General features: G+C 35.5%; 21 protein-coding genes. 10 read left to right on the top strand and 11 right to left on the bottom strand.

What is annotated here, in order from left to right; all coding sequences use genetic code 11:
* Positions 1 to 126: 126 nt before the first annotated feature.
* Positions 127 to 375, bottom strand: a complete 249-nt coding sequence (locus tag KA878_RS04625; RefSeq protein ID WP_011276862.1) for a GlsB/YeaQ/YmgE family stress response membrane protein — start codon at positions 373 to 375, stop codon at positions 127 to 129.
* A 186-nt stretch (positions 376 to 561) separates the two neighbouring features.
* On the bottom strand, positions 562 to 1305 hold the full coding sequence (locus KA878_RS04620; RefSeq protein ID WP_193839776.1) for an amidohydrolase family protein: 744 nt from the start codon (positions 1303 to 1305) through the stop codon (positions 562 to 564).
* 216 nt (positions 1306 to 1521) lie between these two features.
* Here KA878_RS04620 and KA878_RS04615 point away from each other — a divergent pair, with 216 nt between their 5' ends.
* The gene (locus KA878_RS04615) at positions 1522 to 1779 is read left to right on the top strand and encodes an XRE family transcriptional regulator (protein ID WP_193839777.1); all 258 of its coding nucleotides are present in this window, start codon (positions 1522 to 1524) and stop codon (positions 1777 to 1779) included.
* Between the two features lie 240 nt (positions 1780 to 2019).
* Here KA878_RS04615 and rpsR read toward each other — a convergent pair whose 3' ends face one another.
* Genes rpsR through rpsF form a run of 3 tightly spaced genes read right to left on the bottom strand, consistent with a single transcriptional unit; the run spans position 2020 to position 3140 of the window.
* Positions 2020 to 2262: a 30S ribosomal protein S18 gene (gene rpsR / locus KA878_RS04610; protein ID WP_002447994.1), complete on the bottom strand. Its 243-nt coding sequence runs from the start codon at positions 2260 to 2262 to the stop codon at positions 2020 to 2022.
* A gap of 47 nt (positions 2263 to 2309) precedes the next feature.
* A complete protein-coding gene (gene ssb, locus KA878_RS04605; protein ID WP_053030272.1) occupies positions 2310 to 2822 on the bottom strand; it encodes a single-stranded DNA-binding protein in 513 nt (170 codons plus the stop codon).
* 21 nt (positions 2823 to 2843) lie between these two features.
* Positions 2844 to 3140 carry a 30S ribosomal protein S6 gene (gene rpsF / locus KA878_RS04600; protein ID WP_053030273.1) on the bottom strand — a complete coding sequence of 99 codons (297 nt, stop codon included), beginning with the start codon at positions 3138 to 3140 and terminating at the stop codon, positions 2844 to 2846.
* A 287-nt stretch (positions 3141 to 3427) separates the two neighbouring features.
* Here rpsF and KA878_RS04595 point away from each other — a divergent pair, with 287 nt between their 5' ends.
* Both KA878_RS04595 and KA878_RS04590 read left to right on the top strand, forming a co-directional pair.
* Positions 3428 to 4234, top strand: coding sequence for a glycoside hydrolase family 25 protein (locus KA878_RS04595; RefSeq protein WP_193839778.1), 807 nt, complete (start codon positions 3428 to 3430; stop codon positions 4232 to 4234).
* A gap of 64 nt (positions 4235 to 4298) precedes the next feature.
* Positions 4299 to 4490 carry a hypothetical protein gene (locus KA878_RS04590; RefSeq protein ID WP_011276869.1) on the top strand — a complete coding sequence of 64 codons (192 nt, stop codon included), beginning with the start codon at positions 4299 to 4301 and terminating at the stop codon, positions 4488 to 4490.
* Positions 4491 to 4601: 111 nt separating this feature from the next.
* Here KA878_RS04590 and ychF read toward each other — a convergent pair whose 3' ends face one another.
* From ychF to KA878_RS04570, 4 genes are all read right to left on the bottom strand, one after another.
* The gene (gene ychF, locus KA878_RS04585) at positions 4602 to 5699 is read right to left on the bottom strand and encodes a redox-regulated ATPase YchF (RefSeq protein WP_193839779.1); all 1098 of its coding nucleotides are present in this window, start codon (positions 5697 to 5699) and stop codon (positions 4602 to 4604) included.
* An 11-nt stretch (positions 5700 to 5710) separates the two neighbouring features.
* Positions 5711 to 5914 (bottom strand): DUF951 domain-containing protein, encoded by a 204-nt coding sequence (locus KA878_RS04580; RefSeq protein WP_075108899.1) that lies wholly within the window; start codon positions 5912 to 5914, stop codon positions 5711 to 5713.
* 21 nt (positions 5915 to 5935) lie between these two features.
* Positions 5936 to 6817, bottom strand: coding sequence for a mechanosensitive ion channel family protein (locus KA878_RS04575; protein WP_053030277.1), 882 nt, complete (start codon positions 6815 to 6817; stop codon positions 5936 to 5938).
* Between the two features lie 182 nt (positions 6818 to 6999).
* Positions 7000 to 7827: a ParB/RepB/Spo0J family partition protein gene (locus tag KA878_RS04570; protein WP_053030278.1), complete on the bottom strand. Its 828-nt coding sequence runs from the start codon at positions 7825 to 7827 to the stop codon at positions 7000 to 7002.
* Positions 7828 to 8627: 800 nt separating this feature from the next.
* On the opposite strand from KA878_RS04570, the gene KA878_RS04565 reads away from it, so the two are divergent.
* The 5 genes from KA878_RS04565 to KA878_RS04545 all read left to right on the top strand — a co-directional run bounded on the left by KA878_RS04565 (position 8628) and on the right by KA878_RS04545 (position 15945).
* Positions 8628 to 9731 (top strand): PLP-dependent transferase, encoded by a 1104-nt coding sequence (locus KA878_RS04565; protein ID WP_193839780.1) that lies wholly within the window; start codon positions 8628 to 8630, stop codon positions 9729 to 9731.
* On the top strand, positions 9728 to 10903 hold the full coding sequence (gene metC / locus KA878_RS04560) for a cystathionine beta-lyase MetC (RefSeq protein ID WP_193839781.1): 1176 nt from the start codon (positions 9728 to 9730) through the stop codon (positions 10901 to 10903). The genes KA878_RS04565 and metC overlap by 4 nt, the downstream gene beginning before the upstream one ends.
* Complete coding sequence (locus KA878_RS04555; protein ID WP_193839782.1) at positions 10857 to 12695, top strand: bifunctional homocysteine S-methyltransferase/methylenetetrahydrofolate reductase; 1839 nt, start codon at positions 10857 to 10859, stop codon at positions 12693 to 12695. The genes metC and KA878_RS04555 overlap by 47 nt, the downstream gene beginning before the upstream one ends.
* Positions 12692 to 14941, top strand: a complete 2250-nt coding sequence (metE, locus tag KA878_RS04550; RefSeq protein ID WP_193839783.1) for a 5-methyltetrahydropteroyltriglutamate--homocysteine S-methyltransferase — start codon at positions 12692 to 12694, stop codon at positions 14939 to 14941. Before KA878_RS04555 ends, metE begins: the two co-directional genes overlap by 4 nt.
* A gap of 260 nt (positions 14942 to 15201) precedes the next feature.
* Positions 15202 to 15945, top strand: a complete 744-nt coding sequence (locus tag KA878_RS04545) for a cyclase family protein (RefSeq protein ID WP_075108894.1) — start codon at positions 15202 to 15204, stop codon at positions 15943 to 15945.
* A gap of 116 nt (positions 15946 to 16061) precedes the next feature.
* Here KA878_RS04545 and KA878_RS04540 read toward each other — a convergent pair whose 3' ends face one another.
* Positions 16062 to 16835, bottom strand: a complete 774-nt coding sequence (locus KA878_RS04540; RefSeq protein WP_193839784.1) for an inositol monophosphatase family protein — start codon at positions 16833 to 16835, stop codon at positions 16062 to 16064.
* Between the two features lie 259 nt (positions 16836 to 17094).
* On the opposite strand from KA878_RS04540, the gene KA878_RS04535 reads away from it, so the two are divergent.
* Both KA878_RS04535 and KA878_RS04530 read left to right on the top strand, forming a co-directional pair.
* Complete coding sequence (locus tag KA878_RS04535) at positions 17095 to 17562, top strand: bacillithiol transferase BstA (protein WP_193839785.1); 468 nt, start codon at positions 17095 to 17097, stop codon at positions 17560 to 17562.
* 36 nt (positions 17563 to 17598) lie between these two features.
* Entirely contained in the window at positions 17599 to 17985 is a 387-nt protein-coding gene (locus KA878_RS04530) for a VOC family protein (RefSeq protein ID WP_193839786.1), read from the top strand.
* A gap of 62 nt (positions 17986 to 18047) precedes the next feature.
* On the opposite strand, the gene KA878_RS04525 is transcribed toward KA878_RS04530, so the two are convergent.
* On the bottom strand, positions 18048 to 18605 hold the full coding sequence (locus KA878_RS04525; RefSeq protein WP_193839923.1) for a GNAT family N-acetyltransferase: 558 nt from the start codon (positions 18603 to 18605) through the stop codon (positions 18048 to 18050).
* Positions 18606 to 19262 lie beyond the last annotated feature (657 nt).

The following is a 19262-nucleotide window of genomic DNA, read 5'->3' as shown; positions in this document are numbered from 1 at the left end:
TTGGCGCCCCTGACTAGAACTGAGAAAAGCTTGATTTAAGCGCCTTCTCAGTTCAGTCAGCTACTGCGAACTTGCTAAATAGCATTATTATATTATTTATGTCCCAGACTGTTTTAGATATTACTCTTATTTTCTTAATGCTTTTAAAATTAAAGAAACAACGAAAATAACAATAATTGCACCGATTAGTGCTGGAATGATTGGTACGCCGCCCCATACAGGACCCCAAGTACCTAATAATTTACTACCTACTGCTGAACCGATTAATCCAGCAATGATGTTACCGATGATACCACCTGGGATATCTTTACCCATGATCATACCGGCAACCCAGCCGATTAATCCTCCGACTATTAACATAACAATAAAGCCCATATTCAGAACTCTCCTTACATCTTCTATTTTTGTATACTTCTTATATATACCACACGCCAACATGAATAAACATTAAAATTAAATTTTATTATATTTTTAATTAAACTCATATCCAATTGCGCTTTAAGCAATATGGATAATTTATAAACACTTATTTACTCTCTACTACAAATACGATTTTTACGCTTAAATTCTATAAAATTTTAATGCATTTTTATAAAAGATCTTCTCTTGTGTCTCTTCATCAAAATGCTTTTGAATTAACTCAATATCTTGTTCACTAAAAGGACGCTTTGCTCGAGTAGAGGGCAAATCAGTACCAAACATAATGGCCTCAGGGTTAATTTCAATTAGTTCCTCAATGGCTTTAATGGGATCTATCTCTATACGTCCAAATCCAGTTGCTTTAACATAAACACCTTGTTTAACTAACGTTTTTAAATCCTCAAAGCCCTCTACAGTCAAGCCGAGATGATCGATTGATACTTGGGATAATGAGCTTATAATTTCTTGATAGTCTTTTAATTGTTTAGATTCAATATAAATTTCAGTATGCCAATCAACTAAATCATATACCCTTTGCGCAAACGTCTTGATAAGCGCTATATCTTCAGACCCACCGCGCTTAACATTAAATCGAATACCTCTAACCCCTTTATCATTTAATCGGAGAATTTCATCGTCAGAGGTCGATGCAGGTAGCTGCGTTATCCCAACAAATTGACCTTGAAGTTGATCTAATGCCGTTATTAAATAATCTTGATCGAACCCTTGAAATGACCCTGATACAATTGCACCTCCTACAACATTTAATGGCTTAGTATGATTTAAATAATCATTAACCTTAAATGATGGGGGTATGTAGCCATTATTCTCTTTAACCGGATAATCAAAATCAATGATATGAAAATGCGAATCAAATAGTTTCATTATAAATTCCCTCTTTATTTATATTTCTTGAAATAAAGATAACATAATTAATATTTATCAGCTAAAAGACTTGATAATTATTGTGAACAGGACTAGTATAGTAAAATAACTTAGGTTATATATAAAAGACTAAAAAAACTTACTTATAATAAATAAACATGGAAAGTAAGAAAAAATAATTTAAATTCAAACTTGAATTTTAGGAGGTTATGTTTCATGAGTTCACATACACTTTTTAATTTAAGAACTAAACGAAATCTTGAAATTAACGAATTAACTGAATTAATTAACGAAAAATATGGTACACATTATGAATCCCATCAATTATGGGAATGGGAAAATCACCAACACGAACCTAAGTTTAAAGATGCAATGATTCTTGCAGACTTCTTCGACACGCCTTATCAAATGTTAGTCGAAAGTAAATATAAAGAATATCAACAACAAATTGATGATATCGATATTCGTTTATAATTTAAAATTATTAAATTCGACTTCGATAAAGAAGTCGGATTTTTTGTGTAGTTAGATGTAATTTTTTCGAAATTTCCTTCTTGTAGGGTTCGATTAACGTACAAATTCCACTCAAAGATATTAAGAAGATTCTATTAAAAAAACGTACTTTTATAAAGTCATTAGATATATTCTACAATTCAAAGCACAAAAATAACCCCGTAAGCTTTAAGCCTACGGGGTTTAAACACTAATTATATATTAGTTTTCGTCTTTAACATATGGTAATAAAGCCATATGACGAGCACGTTTGATAGCTGTAGTCAACATACGTTGATATTTAGCTGAAGTACCAGTTACACGACGTGGTAAAATTTTACCGCGTTCTGAGATAAAACGTTTTAATAATTCAGTGTCTTTATAGTCAATGTGTGTAATACCATTTGCTGTGAAATAGCATACTTTTTTACGACGACGTCCGCCTCTTCTTGGTCCACCTGCCATGGTTAATTACCTCCTTTGGAATAAATTTTTATACGTTCATTTTGTTATTAGAATGGTAAGTCATCATCACTAATATCAATCGGTCCGTTTGCGTTTGCAAATGGATTATCAGATTGTTTATTAGTTGATGCATTATTGTTATTATAAGACGTATTTTGTCCTGATTGTTGACCACCAAATCCTTGACCGTAGTCTTGGAAATCATTGTTATTACTTTGATTACGTTGGCCACCATGCGCATTCTTAGGTTCAAGGAATTGAACACTATCTGCTACAACTTCAGTAACAAAGATACGACGACCTTCTTGATTTTCATAACTGCGTGATTGTATGCGACCATCAACGCCAGCTAGACTACCTTTGAATAAATAATTATTCACGTTCTCTGCTTGTCTTCTAAACACAACGACATTGATGAAGTCAGCTTCGCGTTCCCCTTGAGCATTCGTGAAAGTACGATTAACTGCTAGAGTAAATGTCGCTACACTTACGCCTGAGGGAGTGGTTCTGTATTCTGGATCTTTAGTTAAACGACCTACTAATACAACTCTGTTTATCATTAAAACGCCCCCATTACTTTATTACTTATCTTGGTCTTCACGGATAACGATATAACGGATGATATCGTCACTGATTTTAGCTAAACGTTGGAATTCGTCTGTAGCTTTGTTGTTATCAGTTTTAATGCGTACGATGTTATAGAAACCTTCTTTGAAATCTTCAATTTCATAAGCAAGACGGCGTTTACCCCAGTCTTTTTCTTCTAAAACTTCTGATCCTTCTGAAGCTAAGATACCGTTGAAGCGTTCAACAAGTGCTTTTTTAGCATCTTCTTCAATGTTTGGACGTACGACATACATAATTTCATATGTTCTCATTTTATACTTGCACCTCCTTGTGGTCTATGCGGCCTATCGAATACTAACGATAAGCAAGGAATAATTTTCATTACTCACAATCAAGAATTATAGCACAGAGTATTACTTTTTACAATATATTTTATGTATCCTCCGCCTCACTATTTTGTATTGCCTATAACTTAATTTTCTTATATATGAATCGCGTCTTATATAAAGTTGCGAATTAGAACTTTTTATACTAATATCACAACTGCATTTTACATAGTATTATTTCTAAAAAATATAATATCTAAAGGAGAGCTCAAATGTTTAAAAAGGCAACATCATCTATTGCATGTTTAACTATTATGGCGACTTCTGTAGGTGCGTTAAATGCAAACGCTTCTGAGCATTCTGGAGGTAGCCAAAAAGGGACAATGGGGTATGGATATCAACAATATCTTGAAAATAACCCCGACCAACAAGATGCTTCAACAAGTAATCGTTCAACCTTTTCATCAAAATCCAAAGCAGTGACCACACAAAATGGTGAACGTGTATTAGATATTTCAGAGTGGCAAGGCAACTTAACTGACGCCCAAGTCAAACAATTAAAACAAGATTATGATTTTATTATTATTCGAGGTCAATATGGCTCCGAATATGTCGATAAATGTTTAGAGAACAATTCAACTTTACTAGATAACAATAATATGAAATTTGGTGTGTACTCATACAGCATGTATGAAAATGCCGATGACGCTCGAAATGAAGCACAAACGCTTTATAATCGTGCACCTAAAGCATCATTCTATGTTAATGATTTTGAGCAAAATTCCATCACTTCTGGTGATGCTGACACTGCCACAAAAGCTTGGGCAGATGAAATGCGACAACTTGTTGGAAATAAAAAAATATTATTTTATTCTTATGAGAATTTTATGATTAACAATGTTCCTAATGCAGTGAGTGCTTATGATGGTTATTGGTTAGCAGCATATCAAACGCAAGAACCTAATAGAGAGAAAGTATTATGGCAATACACTGATCGTTACTATGCACCAGAGTTAAACCAAAATGTTGATGCGAATTACTTAGATGCCAATGTTACGGCTGATTGGTTTATTGATTAAAAATGCATACATAACACTTTATTTTTACGAACACTTGTTCTATAATGAAGTCGAGGTGTAAAATATGCAATTAGATTTAGATTGGAATAAAGATTTTCAAGAATTTCAAGAAGTCTTAAATTGCGGTATCAATCCAGAATGGTTATACTGTGCGAAAGCCAATATGATTCTTGAACCTGCTTATACTGGAGAAGGTAAACAGTTTTTTAGCACCAAAGACATTATTGAAGCAAGTAAAGTTATACCGTTCTTTTAAGATATAAATGAAACAAATGATATAAAAAAAGCAATGTAAGTCTCTTGTCACTTAAGCTAAGCGAAACTTACATTGCTTTTTATTTTACTCACATAATCCGTTGAGAAATGATTAAACGTTAAATCTGAAATGCACGATATCGCCATCTTGCATAATGTATTCTTTACCTTCTAAACGTTGTTTACCCGCTTCTTTAGCACCTTGTTCGCCACCATGTTCTACATAGTCATCATAACTAGTCACTTCAGCACGAATAAATCCACGTTCAAAGTCAGTATGAATAATACCTGCACATTGTGGTGCTGTCATACCTTGTCTAAATGTCCAAGCACGTACTTCTTGTACACCTGCAGTAAAGTATGTTGATAAGCCTAATAAATCATATGTTGTTCTGATAAGTACATCTAATCCTGGTTCTTCAATGCCTAAATCTTCAAGGAACATCGCTCTATCTTCGTCATCTAATGTAGCAATTTCTTCTTCAATTTTCGCGCTAATAACAATAACTTCAGAATCTTCTTTCGCCGCATATTCACGAATTGCTTTTACTTTATCATTATCTTCGTCACCAATTTCATCTTCACCGACATTGGCAATATATAACATTTTTTTAGATGTTAGTAGTTGCGCTTGGTTAACGTATTTTTGATCTTCATCATTGAAGTCTATACTACGTACAGGGTCACCGTTTTCAAGTGCTTCTTTGATTCTAGAGAGTATTCTAATTTCCATTTCAGCAGTTTTATCTTTTTGACGTGCCATTTTTTCAATTCTAGGCAAACGTTTTTCGACAGATTCTAAATCTGCTAATACTAACTCCATATTAATGACTTCAATATCATCTAATGGGTTGACGCGACCTGATACGTGTGTAACGTTTTCATCATCAAACGCACGTACAACTTGGCATATCGCATCTACTTCACGGATATGTGAAAGGAATTTGTTTCCTAAACCTTCACCTTTAGAGGCACCTTTTACAATCCCTGCAATATCTGTGAATTCAAATGTCGTTGGAATTGTTTTTTTAGGTTCAACCATTTCTGTTAATTTATTTAAACGTGTGTCTGGCACTTCTACGATACCTACGTTTGGATCAATTGTTGCGAACGGATAGTTAGCGGCTAATGCTCCCGCTTTTGTTATTGCGTTAAATAAGGTAGATTTACCTACGTTTGGTAAGCCTACAATCCCTGCTGTTAAAGCCATTAATCATTCTCCTAACTTTCAGTATCTTGATTTGATACTAATATTTTCTTTATTTTTTTATTGAACGTTTGACGTGGAATCATAATACTTCGTTGGCAATTCTCACATTTGATACGAATATCAGCACCCATACGAATGATTTTAAATCGATTAGTTCCACATGCATGTTGCTTTTTCATCTCTACTATATCATTTATTCCATAATTTGACGTCATGAAATTACCCCTCAATAATAATTAAGATTTGCCTTGTTGATTATTATTTTTAATGTAAATTGGTTGTGGTAATTTAATACCTTCTTGGACAAACACTCTTTGAATTTCTTTACGTAATATTCTTGAACCAGATGCACCTTCACCAGGAATCGTTTCGGCAGATATTCTAAACGTTACTTTCGTTTCATCTAACGAATCAATACCTTCCACGACTGGATCAGTAATAAATAAGTAGTATTTACTACGCATTGCTGTAAATAATTTATTTAGACGTTTTTCAACTTTATCTAAATTTTCTTCCACAGATACTGGAATTTCTACTATAGAGAATCCATTAGTAATAGAGAAATTCGTAATTTCGCCCATACTACCATTTGGTAATATCGTTAATTCACCTGTAATAGTATTAATACGTGTTGATCTTAAGCCGATAGATTTCACAGTTCCTTCTGCTACAGTTGTACCACCGCTATTGATTTTAACATAGTCACCAACGTCGAATTGATTTTCAAATATGATAAAGAAGCCTGTAATAATATCTTTAACGATGGTTTGCGCACCGAAACCAACAGCTAAACCAACGACCCCAGCACTCGCAATGATGCCTTCAACACTAATTCCAAATTTACTTAAGATGGTAGTAATCACAATAAACCATACGATATAACTCACTACGTTTTGAACTAGTGAAATTAATGTTCGAGAACGCTTTTTATTTCCTTTGCTACTACGGTTTTGTATTTTAAACGCTTGTTCAATTGCTTTGTTTAATATTGCTATAACAATCAACGCAACAATAATATATATGAGAATTAATGCTATTTTGATAGCTAAATTCTCATATGTTTCTATCTTTGTTAATGGTTCAAATAATGAAGACAACACATTTTTGACCTGATTCATATAATAGCAACCTCCCTATTTAACTATTTTATAATTTAATTATTATACGCATTTATTGCACAATATGTATCCGTCTTAAGCTTTACTTTCAATATTATTTTCTCTCTAAAGCTTAAAATGTAACATAACTTTGCTCACTAACTCAAAGATCCCATTTTAACAGTACATTTGGATATGTACCATTAATCTTCATTAAGTTGTTGAATGAGTCGCTGAAACGCTTCTTTTGATTTAAATTCAAATGTTATTTTACCTGTATTTTTACGCGTTGAAATCTCTACTTTGGTGCCAAATTTTTCTTTTAATAGACGTTCTTGTTTTTGAATGAATTTGGGTTTCATTGGCGTTGGTTCTTTACTTTCTTTAGACTGCCGGCCGTCTTGCAGTTCATTTACAACTTGTTCAAGATACCTAACGCTCCACTTTTCACGTATTGCTTGTTGACTTATCTTCTTCATCTTACTAACATCTTTAATTCCTAATAATGTCCGTCCATGCGCACCGGATAAAGCACCTTCTTTGACTTGCTTTGAAACATCTTGTGGCAAATTCAGCAATCTCAACATATTAGCGATGTAAGGTCGTGATTTACCTAATCGCTCAGCTACTTTTTGTTGCGTTAATCCTAAATCTTTCATCAAACGTTGATAGCTCTCCGCTTCTTCAATAGCATTAAGATCTTCTCGTTGTAAATTTTCGATAATCGCTAATTCCATCATGTCCGAATCAGATAATTCTTTGATAATTGCTGGTATTTCAGTTAACCCTGCTAATTGAGATGCTCTAAATCGCCTTTCACCAACCACGATATAGTAACCTTGTACAGTTTGGCGTAATACAATGGGTTGTAAAATACCGTGTGTCTGTATTGACGTTGCTAAATCGCTTAACTTTTCATCATCAAAGGTTTTGCGAGGTTGGTATGGATTGGCTTTAATTTGAGAAATATCAACGTTTTGAATTTGTTCATTTTGACTTAAGGCCAATCGTTCATCTTGTTTGTGATCCACTATCTTTCACCCCTTTCAATCAACATTTAATACTTTATCTTTGTACTAGGCTTAATGCGATTACAACAAACCCACTTACCTTCTCATTATAACTATTACGACACGCATTTGATTAGCACTTATCTATTTTAAAAAATATAGAATAGGTTTAACAAGTAGATTAGGTCGATGAAATAAAAAAATAATTTTTTATGTGCGCATATTATGATGTTATCAATGCTTTAAGCGTTTTCTGATTTGACTTTATAATCTTAATTTTCAGAAAAGTTGTTGACAAATATGACTTAGGTCTGTAAGCTATGAATTAACTTAAAAAAACACAAATTACACACTGTAATAAGGAAAGTAGAACTTACACTGCTAATACAGAGAGTCTCCATAGCTGAGAAGAGACATTGAAAGAAAGTTTGAAAATGGCCTTTGAGTGTTGATGCCAATACGAGGTGTCAACGGGTTCGCCCGTTATAGCGATACAGTATTAACATTTATTGTTTAATGGCGTACTGGAATTCTAGACGTCGCTATTCATCGTTAATACTCATTTAATTTTAATCAAGTTAAATGAGTTTTTTAATGGGAACTATCATTTATCCGAAGTTTCAGATAACGAATGGATTAGCGTCTACCATCTCAGTACACGTTATTCACATAATGGCGTACTGTTTGAGGTTACTTTAGCAATAAAGTAATAAACAAAGGTGGTACCGCGAAACAAGCTTTCGTCCTTTACATCCGATACATATCGGGTTTAAAGGACGGAAGCTTTTTTTATTGGATTATAAATGAATGGAGGATTTGACATGAAAGATACACAATTAGCACAAATATCATTAACTAAAGATGTTACTGGCGCAATAGCCAATCCGATTTATTTGTCTACCGCATATCAACATCCTCACCTTGGTCAGTCAACAGGCTATGATTATACAAGAACTAAGAACCCAACACGTTCTGCATTTGAGGAATCCTTCGCGAAATTAGAAGGTGGTATTGCTTCGTTTGCTACGTCAAGTGGCATGGCTGCAGTACAACTCATTTGTAACTTGTTTCAACCAGGTGATGAGATATTAGTCGCCTTCGACTTATACGGTGGTACATTTAGATTATTTGACTTTTACGAAAAACAATATGGTATCAAATTTAAGTATGTCGACTTTTTGAATTATCAGGAAGTAGTTGACAGTATTACACCAAATACGAAAGCACTTTTCATAGAACCCATTTCGAATCCACAAATGATTGAAATTGATGTTGAACCGTATTACATCTTGAGTCAAAAGCATCATCTGTTAACAATTATCGATAATACATTTTTAACACCGTATCTATCTACTCCTTTAGAGGAGGGTGCAGACATCGTGCTTCATTCAGCAACTAAATACATTGGCGGTCACAACGATGTGCTCGCAGGTGTTGTAACAGTGAAAGATGAAGCGTTAGCCGAACAACTTGGACAATTGCATAATATGATTGGTGCAACATTGTCCCCTATTGATAGTTATTTATTACAACGTGGTTTAAAAACACTACATTTACGTATTCAACGGTCAGAAGCAAATGCTAAGAAATTAGCTAAACGATGTAAAGTTTCAAATGCTATAGATGAAGTTCTATACAGTGGAAAAACGGGCATGTTAAGTTTACGCCTAAACAAAGACTTTAGCGTTGCTAAATTTTTGGAAAATTTAGAAATTTGTATTTTTGCAGAAAGTTTAGGTGGAACCGAAACATTTATCACTTTCCCATACACACAAACACATGTCGATATGCCTGATGAAGAAAAAGATAAACGTGGCATAGATGAACATCTCATACGCTTATCCATAGGTATTGAGGATTATAACGATATTGAGTCAGATATTTTACGCGCACTGGAGAATTCTAAAGTAGGAGTGATTTCATGACCTTATCAAAAGAAACTGAAGTTATTTTTGATGAACATAGAGGTGTTGATTACGATTCAGCTAACCCACCGCTTTATGACTCTTCAACATTTCACCAACAGGTACTGGGTGGCAATGCAAAATTCGATTATGCCAGAAGTGGTAATCCCAACCGTCAACTTCTTGAGGAGAAATTAGCAAAGCTTGAAGGTGGCAACTACGCATTTGCATATGCGTCAGGTATTGCTGCAATATCAGCGGTGCTATTAACACTAAAAGCAAATGATCATGTGATTCTTCCTGACGATGTATACGGCGGTACATTCAGACTTACCGAACAAATTCTCAATCGCTTTAATATTCAATTTACGACAGTTAATGCCACACACCCTGAGGAAATTGAACGAGCGATTCAACCTAACACTAAACTCATCTACGTTGAAACACCATCCAATCCGTGTTTCAAAATTACAGATATACGTGCCGTCGCATCGATTGCGAAACGTCATCAGTTACTTTTAGCAGTGGACAATACATTCATGACTCCATTGGGTCAATCCCCACTTGCACTTGGTGCTGATATTGTTGTTCACTCAGCTACTAAATTTTTAGGTGGACACAGTGATATTATCGCTGGTGCTGCCATCACAAATCGCAAAGACGTCGCAGATGCATTATATCTTTTACAGAATGGGACTGGTACTGCATTATCAGCACATGATAGTTGGACGTTAGCCAAACATTTAAAAACATTACCCGTTCGCTTTAAACAATCAACAGCTAATGCAGCGCAACTTGTCACATTTTTAAATGAAAGAGAAGAAATTGCCGAAGTATATTATCCAGGGAACAGTTCATTACACTTGTCACAAGCAAACAGCGGTGGTGCCGTCATCGGTTTCCGATTAAAAGATGAAACGAAGGCACAAGATTTTGTAGATGCCTTAACGTTACCTCTCGTTTCCGTAAGTCTCGGAGGTGTTGAGACCATTTTATCTCATCCTGCCACGATGTCACATGCTGCTGTTCCTGAAGATGTTCGAAATGAACGTGGCATTACCTTTGGCTTATTCCGATTAAGCGTAGGTCTAGAACAACCTCAAGAATCAATTGCTGACCTTAACTACGCATTAAAGGAGGCTTTCAATGAGTCGATTATTGAAACAATTACAGAACAACGTTTTAGTAGCTGATGGTGCAATGGGAACAATCCTCTATTCAGAGGGACTCGATACATGTCCAGAAGCATATAACTTAACACATCCGGAGAAAGTAGAGTCAATACATCGTTCTTATATTGAGGCCGGTGCTGATATCATCCAGACGAATACGTACGGTGCGAACTTCGAAAAGCTAAAACGCTTTGGCTTAGAACATAAAGTGAAGGATATTCATAAAGCAGCTGTAGCTATTGCGAAACGTGCAGCGCAACCGGACACTTTCATACTTGGTACGGTAGGTGGTTTTAGAAGTTTACAACAAGAGGAGTTACCTTTGTCCACCATTCAATACCATGCTGAAAATCAAATCGATACACTCGTTGAAGAAGGTGTTGATGGATTATTATTCGAGACTTACTACGATTTAGAAGAACTTACGAACATCGTTACAACAACGCGTCGTAAGTACGATATTCCAATCATTGCTCAACTCACCGCTTCAAATACGAATTACTTAGTCGATGGAACCGAAATTAATCAAGCGTTACAACAATTAGTTGCTTGTGGTGCCAATGTTGTAGGACTTAATTGTCATCACGGTCCACATCACATGCAACGGTCATTTTCACATATTGCGTTACCAGAGAACGCATACCTATCATGTTATCCGAACGCGAGCTTACTGGATATCGAGAATAGTGAATTTAAATATAGTGATAACGCACAATATTTTGGCGATGTTGCGCAAGAACTCATAAATGAAGGTGTACGGTTGATTGGTGGTTGTTGTGGCACAACACCACAACACATTGCTTATATCAAATCATCCGTCAAAGATTTGAAGCCTGTTACCAATAAAAAAGTAATTCCAATTAATCGCCAAACGAATCGAGCAGTGACGCGTACGTATAAACATAACTTAACGACAAAGGTTAAAAATGGACCGACAGTCATCGTCGAACTCGATACACCGAAGCATTTAGATACAGATCTTTTCTTTGAAAATATCGGCAAACTCGATGAGGCCAAAGTTGATGCAGTAACACTAGCTGATAATTCACTAGCTACCGTGCGTGTTAGCAATATTGCAGCGGCAAGTATTATACGCCAACGTTACGATATTGAGCCACTCGTACATATTACATGTCGAGATCGTAATTTAATCGGCTTGCAATCACATCTACTTGGCTTATCACTTATCGGCGTTAACGAAATTTTAGCAATTACAGGCGACCCGTCAAAGGTAGGTCATCTACCCGGTGCCACAAATGTCTATGACGTCAATTCAAAAGGATTAACCGAATTAGCATTAAGATTCAATCAAGGTATTAACACGGATGGTGATGCGCTGAAGAAACATACAAACTTCAACATCGCTGGTGCATTTGACCCTAATGTACGTAAACTCGACGGTGCGGTCAAACGCCTTGAGAAAAAAGTAGCTGCAGGTATGAATTACTTCATTACGCAACCTGTATACAGTAAAGCAAAAATCAAAGAAGTATACGAGGCGACGAAACATCTGAATGTCCCTCTATTTATAGGTATCATGCCTATCGCAAGCTATAATAACGCACTTTTCCTACATAACGAAGTGCCTGGCATTAAAATGTCTGAAGACGTCTTAAGCCAATTTAAAGCAGTAAAAGATGATAAAGAAAAAACTAAAGCATTAAGTTTGAGACTCTCTAAAGAATTGATTGATACAGTACACGAGTACTTCAATGGTTTATACATCATCACACCGTTCCAACGTGTCGATTATTCATTAGAACTCGCAGCGTATTCTAAAGCAATTACCCAAAACAAGGAGGCAATATCATGACAACAATTACAACTTCAAATTTAGGATTCCCAAGATTAGGTAGAAAAAGAGAGTGGAAAAAAGCCATCGAAAACTATTGGGCTAAAAAAATTGATAAAGCAGAATTAGATCAAACGTTAAGTGATCTTCACAGAGAAAATTTATTATTACAAAAGCATTATAATTTAGACAGTGTACCTGTCGGTGACTTCTCACTATATGACCACATTCTCGATACATCATTACTATTCAACATCATTCCTGAACGTTTCCAAGGTCGCGAAGTCAATGATGATTTATTATTTGATATTGCACGTGGTAATAAAGAACATGTAGCGAGCGCTTTAATTAAATGGTTCAATACGAATTACCATTATATCGTGCCAGAATGGGATAACGTTGAACCTAAAGTGAATCACAATGTATTATTAGATCGCTTTAATTATGCCAAATCACTTAACGTCAATGCGCATCCTGTCATCGTAGGACCAATTACGTTTGTGAAATTGTCTAAAGGTGGTCATCAATCTTTCGAGGAGAAAGTTCAAACACTTTTACCATTATATAAAGAAGTGCTTCAAGCACTCGTTGATGCTGGCGCAGACTATATCCAAGTGGATGAACCAGTATTAGTAACAGATGAGAGCGCAGCCTATGAAGCGATTACAAGAGAAGCCTATAACTACTTTGATACAGCAGGCTTAGCAGACAAATTAGTCATTCAAACTTACTTTGAGCGTGCCAATGTTAAATTCTTAAGTTCATTACCAGTAGGTGGCTTAGGATTAGACTTTGTACATGATCACGGTTATAACTTACAACAAATTCAAGCAGGTGACTTCGACGCATCTAAAACATTATATGCTGGTATTATTGATGGCCGTAACGTTTGGGCGGCAGATATCGAAGCTAAGAAACAATTAATCGAATCATTACAAGCCTATGCGAAACATATCGTTATCCAACCGTCATCATCTTTATTACATGTACCAGTATCATTAGATGATGAAACATTAGATGAATCTATTGAAGATGGCTTAAGTTTCGCTACTGAAAAGTTAGACGAATTAGACGCACTACGTCGCCTATTTAATCATAACGACAGTGCGAAATATGATGAATTCAAAACACGTTATGAACGTTTCCAAAGTCAATCATTCAAAAATCTTGAATATGATTTTGATAGCGTACCAACAAGCCGTAAGTCACCTTTCCCTGAACGTAAAAAAGCACAAGACGCACGTTTACACTTACCTGACTTACCAACAACAACGATTGGTTCATTCCCACAAACTCAAGAAGTACGTAAATATCGTGCTGATTGGAAAAATAAACGTATCTCAGATGAAGCGTATAATAACTTCTTAGAAAGTGAAATTGCACGTTGGATTAAAATTCAAGAAGATATCGGTCTAGATGTACTCGTTCATGGTGAGTTCGAACGTAATGACATGGTTGAATTCTTCGGTGAAAAACTACAAGGTTTCTTAGTCACTAAGTTCGGCTGGGTACAATCGTACGGTTCACGTGCTGTTAAACCACCAGTGATTTACGGAGATGTTAAATGGACTGAGCCATTAACAGTCAAAGAAACGGTATATGCACAAAGTTTAACTGACAAACCTGTTAAAGGTATGCTAACTGGTCCAGTAACGATCTTAAACTGGTCATTCGAACGTGTCGATGTGCCACGTAAAGTCGTTCAAGATCAAATTGCTCTAGCGATTGATGAAGAAGTATTAGCGTTAGAAGAAGCGGGTATTAAAGTCATCCAAGTAGACGAACCAGCTTTACGTGAAGGTTTACCATTACGTTCTGAATACCATGAACAATATCTTGCTGATGCAGTCAATTCATTCAAATTAGCAACTTCATCAGTCCAAGATGAAACACAAATTCATACGCATATGTGTTATTCTCAATTTGGTCAAATCATTCATGCCATCCATGAATTAGATGCTGATGTTATTTCAATTGAAACATCACGTAGTCATGGTGATTTAATCAAAGACTTTGAAGATATCAACTATGATTTAGGTATTGGGTTAGGTGTATATGACATCCATAGTCCACGTATCCCTACTGAAGATGAAATTGCTACAGCAATCGATCGTTCTCTACAACAAATTGACCGTTCATTATTCTGGGTTAACCCTGACTGTGGCTTAAAAACACGTAAAGAAGAAGAAGTTAAAGACGCTCTAACTGTACTTGTAAATACCGTTCGTAAAAAACGCGAAGCAAATAACCAAAACAAACCCGCATAGGGAGCTGTACAGAAATCACTTGTGATTTCGTCGTACAGCCCCGGCACAGTTGACTAGAACTGAAGCGAGCTTTTCTAAAGCGATGGGTCAGTTCAGTCAGCCACGGCCAAATTTTATTAAACTATTGAGACTTTGAATGTTTAGTCGGGCACGGCACAGTTGACTAGAACTGAAGCAAGCTTTTTTAAAGCGATGCGGCAGTTCAGTCAGCCACGGCCAAAACCAACATAGAATAACTATTACTATTGGAGGTATGAAACATGCCAAACTATCCATTATGGAACCAACTAAATCAACTGAAAGAAGCAACTTGGGTGGATTTAACACATACCTTTGACCCGGAAATACCTCGCTTTAGTGAATTTGAAAAAGGTGAAGTTTCGACACTCTTTACCGTTAAAGAACATGGGTTTTACGTGCAACGTTGGAATATTGTCACACAATATGGCACACACATTGATGCCCCTATTCACTTTGTTGAGAATAAACGTTACTTGGAAGATTTAGACTTAAAAGAATTAGTATTGCCCCTTATTGTGTTAGACTTTTCAAAAGAAGCTGCAGAAAATGCTGACTTCATCGTCACACGTGACCATTTAGAGGCATGGGAAGCGAAACACGGGCGTATTGAAGACGGTACGTTTGTCGCTTTACGTACAGATTGGTCAAAACGTTGGCCAGATATTGAACAATTTGAAAATAAAGATGCTGAAGGTAATCAACATTTACCAGGTTGGGGTTTAGATGCCTTGAAGTTCTTAATCGAAGAACGTGGTGTGAAATCAATCGGACATGAAACATTCGACACAGATGCGTCAGTGGATACTGCTAAAAATGGAGATATCGTTGGAGAACGTTATATTCTTGGACAAGACACATTCCAACTTGAATTGTTAACGAATTTAGACCAATTACCAACGCGTGGTGCGGTCATTTACGCAATGAGTCCTAAACCCAAAGATGCACCTGGATTCCCAGTACGTGCATTTGCGATTAAACCTTAATCAATGACACATTTTAGGCTTGATATTGAGCGATCAAAGCCAAAACTTTCCTAATATTATAAAAATCCTGTCACATCAACCGTTACGCGTAAGCACCGGTATGTGGCAGGATTATTTTATTGATACGTTTTTATAATATTGATAATGTCTTCATGAATATCTGGATGCGCAATAATTGCACCCTTAACGTGATTTAAATCAATAGCGTTGCCTTGAATGTCTGTCACAATTAGTCCTAACTCTTTCGCATATAATAATTGTGCACTCATGTCCCACAGGTTTGCACCCATATCGATACTTGCTCCGAAACCCCCTGTAATTGTTCGCAACGCACCAATGCCACCAGCACCAATAAATCGAAAGCCATGTGATTTTGAAATCAATGCCTTTAATAACTCGGAATGCGCACGTTTCGGATCAATAGAAATCAACGCATCTTTGAGATGATGATACGTGTCTACACGTAGTGGCACGCCATTAACCGTCACACCTTTACCCCTTACAGCTTTATATAACTTCTGTTGATAAAATTCATATGTATAAGCTAATAAAGGCTCTCCATTGTAGAACAAACTCACTATTAAACAATAATCTTTATGTTGTTTCACAAGATTCGTTGTACCATCAATGGGATCTATCGCCCAAGCATAGCCACGGTACATATCAACTTCATGATTACTTTTTTCTTCACCCATAATCTGATGTTCTGGATAATTTTCTTCGATAAACTTAGTGAAATCAGCTTGAACTTCTTTGTCGATATTCGTCACTAAATCTAAATCATGCTTTTTTGTTTCAACCGCCACATCATTCAACATCATATCAACCTTACGTGCAATATGTGCTATCCATGCTTCAATACGACAATCAATCTCTTGAATTGCGCACATTTTTTATCACCTCTTACTTTCTTATCTAACAACTAATTTTTTAGATTTAACATTATCCTTTTTATAAATATACCTAAGATTCGTTAACCTATTAAGTTCTTATATGAAGTTTATATATTTTTTCTAATAAAACATCTATTAAATACGCTGCCATTTAGTCATTTTCTTTAATAAGACTATCGTATTACTTGATTGACAAGCACGTTTAACGGGTAGACGCTTAATAGTCAATTCTTTAAACAAGTGGGAGGAAACGCAAATGAGTAATAAAACAGTCTATGATGTGATTGATACTGGTGTGAACTACTTACTGTCCGTTTATGATAATTGGAACATTGAGGAAGTATTAGATAAAGACAATGATGTATTTCCAAATACACTACATTGGCAATTCGGCCATGTCTTAACAATCTTTGATTCAGCTTTATCGATGGGTGGCCAAAATGCGGTAGATATCGCCAAATATACGAAATTATTTGGTTATGGTTCTAGTCCTGCTAACTGGGATGGACAAGATGTCCCAACTATTGAAGAAATTAAAAAAGACTTAAAAACGATTCCAGAGCGTGTGCGTCAACTTACTGATGAACAATTATCTCAAGCATTAGACCAACCGATTGCTGGTTGTAAAACAGTCGACGAATTATTAGTATTAAATGCCATTCATGTCCCATTACATGCGGGTAAAATTGAAGAAATGGCCCGCGTTCTGAAACAAGACAACTAATTTAAACGCCATATTATATAAATTGAAGGGGTACGTATGAACATTATCGCGAACAGTATTTTTGTAGAGAATCAAGAAGAAGCCTTACAGTTTTATACAAATATTCTAGGCTTTGAAAAGAAAATTGACGAACCTGTAGGCGAAGGGTTTAGATGGCTCACTTTAGTGTCCCCTAATCAACCAGAAGGTGCCCAATTTGTCTTAGAACCTAATGGCAATCCTATTGCAAGTGACTATCAGCAACGTCTATTCGAAGCCAACATACCTATTACGATGTTTGGCGTGGACAATGTACAACAAACGTATGACACATTAACGCAAAAAGGTGTGCATTTTACCGTTGAACCGACGACAATGGGTAGCGCTAAAATGGCCATTTTTGATGATACATGTGGTAATTTAATTCAAATTGTAGAACAATAAAGAATTATAAACGCTTAACAGTTTTTATTTATGCAAACTGCTAAGCGTTTTTATATTCTTTTTTACCACTCTGCTTTAACATTTTCAAACTCTTCACGTAATAGACTATACACATAACTATCTGAGAACTCGCCACGTAGACGTTCACTACTTCTCAATACACCCTCTTGCGTAAAGCCGAGTCGTTCAGGTATGGCCCTACTTTTCGGATTGCGCGTCGACATTTGAATTTCTACACGGTTTATATCAAATTCTTCGTACACGTAGCGAATCAATACCTTTGTGCATGCCGTCATAATCCCTTTTTTCTGAAAATGCTTTGCCAAATAGTAACCAATAGACGTACGTTTGTTAACAAGATCTAAACAATGCAAGCCGATGACCCCTACAAGTTCTTTGTCATACCAGATGCCGCAATGAAATCCGTTACCACGCGTAAACTGTTCTAGTGCCGACTGAATAAATTTCTTACTATGTTCAACTTCAGTTGTATATTCTACAAATGGTAAGAACTCGCCTAAATATTCACGATTGCTATCTACTAATTTGAAAAGTTGCTCCGCTTCACGTTCTTCTAATATCTTTAACGTCACATGTTCATTCACTTGATAACCAAACATCATATCTATCGCCTCTAGTTAAAATTTTCAAATTATTCGGTAAATTAAATATATAGTAACACAAATGTAACTAGATTTTATAACGTTGTATAAGTGATTATGTTATTAATCTACATCTAATTTATTGGAACAGTTAGATGTGTTATTTTTTTCTATACTAATACCATTTTTTTGGGGAAGCTCACTTTAATGCTTCTTATCTAAGAGGGGATAATGATTGCGATTTTGCCATAGATAAAACTTGAAAGGGTATTTATAAATGAATTTAAATATGGAAATCATTTCAATCATTCTAACTTTACTACCATCAAAACTTATAGGTTTATATACTGATTATCATATTCAGTCATTGGTTGAATATATACCATTTTTATTAGTTTTAATTATCATAAGCTACTCTATATTTAAAATTGGCTTTAAAAAAGTCTGAGTTTATTTATACGTAGAATACTAGGCGTTATTATTTCTTGTATAAGTATTCATTTATTTATGGATATATATCACTCTTCTAGATATTTCAAAATTTTTTCTACAGATTAATTCCCCATATGTTTAGGGATAATTAGTTTGATTACAATGTTGATTATCTATTTAATTATTTATATTTTTTCTTTTAAAAATCAATAAGATTAAATTCTTAGTCAAGTCCAGACTCCT

The organism is Staphylococcus sp. GDY8P57P (assembly GCF_017892585.1).
Lineage (GTDB): Bacteria > Bacillota > Bacilli > Staphylococcales > Staphylococcaceae > Staphylococcus > Staphylococcus borealis.
Note: the sequence above shows the minus strand (reverse complement) of the source record. Positions and strands in the feature narration are given on the sequence as shown.

Bases quoted from the DNA above. Each gene is read 5' to 3' on its own strand.
- KA878_RS04625 (WP_011276862.1), bottom strand. From the start codon at position 375: ATGGGCTTTATTGTTATGTTAATAGTCGGAGGATTAATCGGCTGGGTT.
- KA878_RS04620 (WP_193839776.1), bottom strand. From the start codon at position 1,305: ATGAAACTATTTGATTCGCATTTTCATATCATTGATTTTGATTATCCG.
- KA878_RS04615 (WP_193839777.1), top strand. From the start codon at position 1,522: ATGAGTTCACATACACTTTTTAATTTAAGAACTAAACGAAATCTTGAA.
- rpsR (WP_002447994.1), bottom strand. From the start codon at position 2,262: ATGGCAGGTGGACCAAGAAGAGGCGGACGTCGTCGTAAAAAAGTATGC.
- ssb (WP_053030272.1), bottom strand. From the start codon at position 2,822: ATGATAAACAGAGTTGTATTAGTAGGTCGTTTAACTAAAGATCCAGAA.
- rpsF (WP_053030273.1), bottom strand. From the start codon at position 3,140: ATGAGAACATATGAAATTATGTATGTCGTACGTCCAAACATTGAAGAA.
- KA878_RS04595 (WP_193839778.1), top strand. From the start codon at position 3,428: ATGTTTAAAAAGGCAACATCATCTATTGCATGTTTAACTATTATGGCG.
- KA878_RS04590 (WP_011276869.1), top strand. From the start codon at position 4,299: ATGCAATTAGATTTAGATTGGAATAAAGATTTTCAAGAATTTCAAGAA.
- ychF (WP_193839779.1), bottom strand. From the start codon at position 5,699: ATGGCTTTAACAGCAGGGATTGTAGGCTTACCAAACGTAGGTAAATCT.
- KA878_RS04580 (WP_075108899.1), bottom strand. From the start codon at position 5,914: ATGACGTCAAATTATGGAATAAATGATATAGTAGAGATGAAAAAGCAA.
- KA878_RS04575 (WP_053030277.1), bottom strand. From the start codon at position 6,817: ATGAATCAGGTCAAAAATGTGTTGTCTTCATTATTTGAACCATTAACA.
- KA878_RS04565 (WP_193839780.1), top strand. From the start codon at position 8,628: ATGAAAGATACACAATTAGCACAAATATCATTAACTAAAGATGTTACT.
- metC (WP_193839781.1), top strand. From the start codon at position 9,728: ATGACCTTATCAAAAGAAACTGAAGTTATTTTTGATGAACATAGAGGT.
- KA878_RS04555 (WP_193839782.1), top strand. From the start codon at position 10,857: ATGAGTCGATTATTGAAACAATTACAGAACAACGTTTTAGTAGCTGAT.
- metE (WP_193839783.1), top strand. From the start codon at position 12,692: ATGACAACAATTACAACTTCAAATTTAGGATTCCCAAGATTAGGTAGA.
- KA878_RS04545 (WP_075108894.1), top strand. From the start codon at position 15,202: ATGCCAAACTATCCATTATGGAACCAACTAAATCAACTGAAAGAAGCA.
- KA878_RS04540 (WP_193839784.1), bottom strand. From the start codon at position 16,835: ATGTGCGCAATTCAAGAGATTGATTGTCGTATTGAAGCATGGATAGCA.
- KA878_RS04535 (WP_193839785.1), top strand. From the start codon at position 17,095: ATGAGTAATAAAACAGTCTATGATGTGATTGATACTGGTGTGAACTAC.
- KA878_RS04530 (WP_193839786.1), top strand. From the start codon at position 17,599: ATGAACATTATCGCGAACAGTATTTTTGTAGAGAATCAAGAAGAAGCC.
- KA878_RS04525 (WP_193839923.1), bottom strand. From the start codon at position 18,605: ATGTTTGGTTATCAAGTGAATGAACATGTGACGTTAAAGATATTAGAA.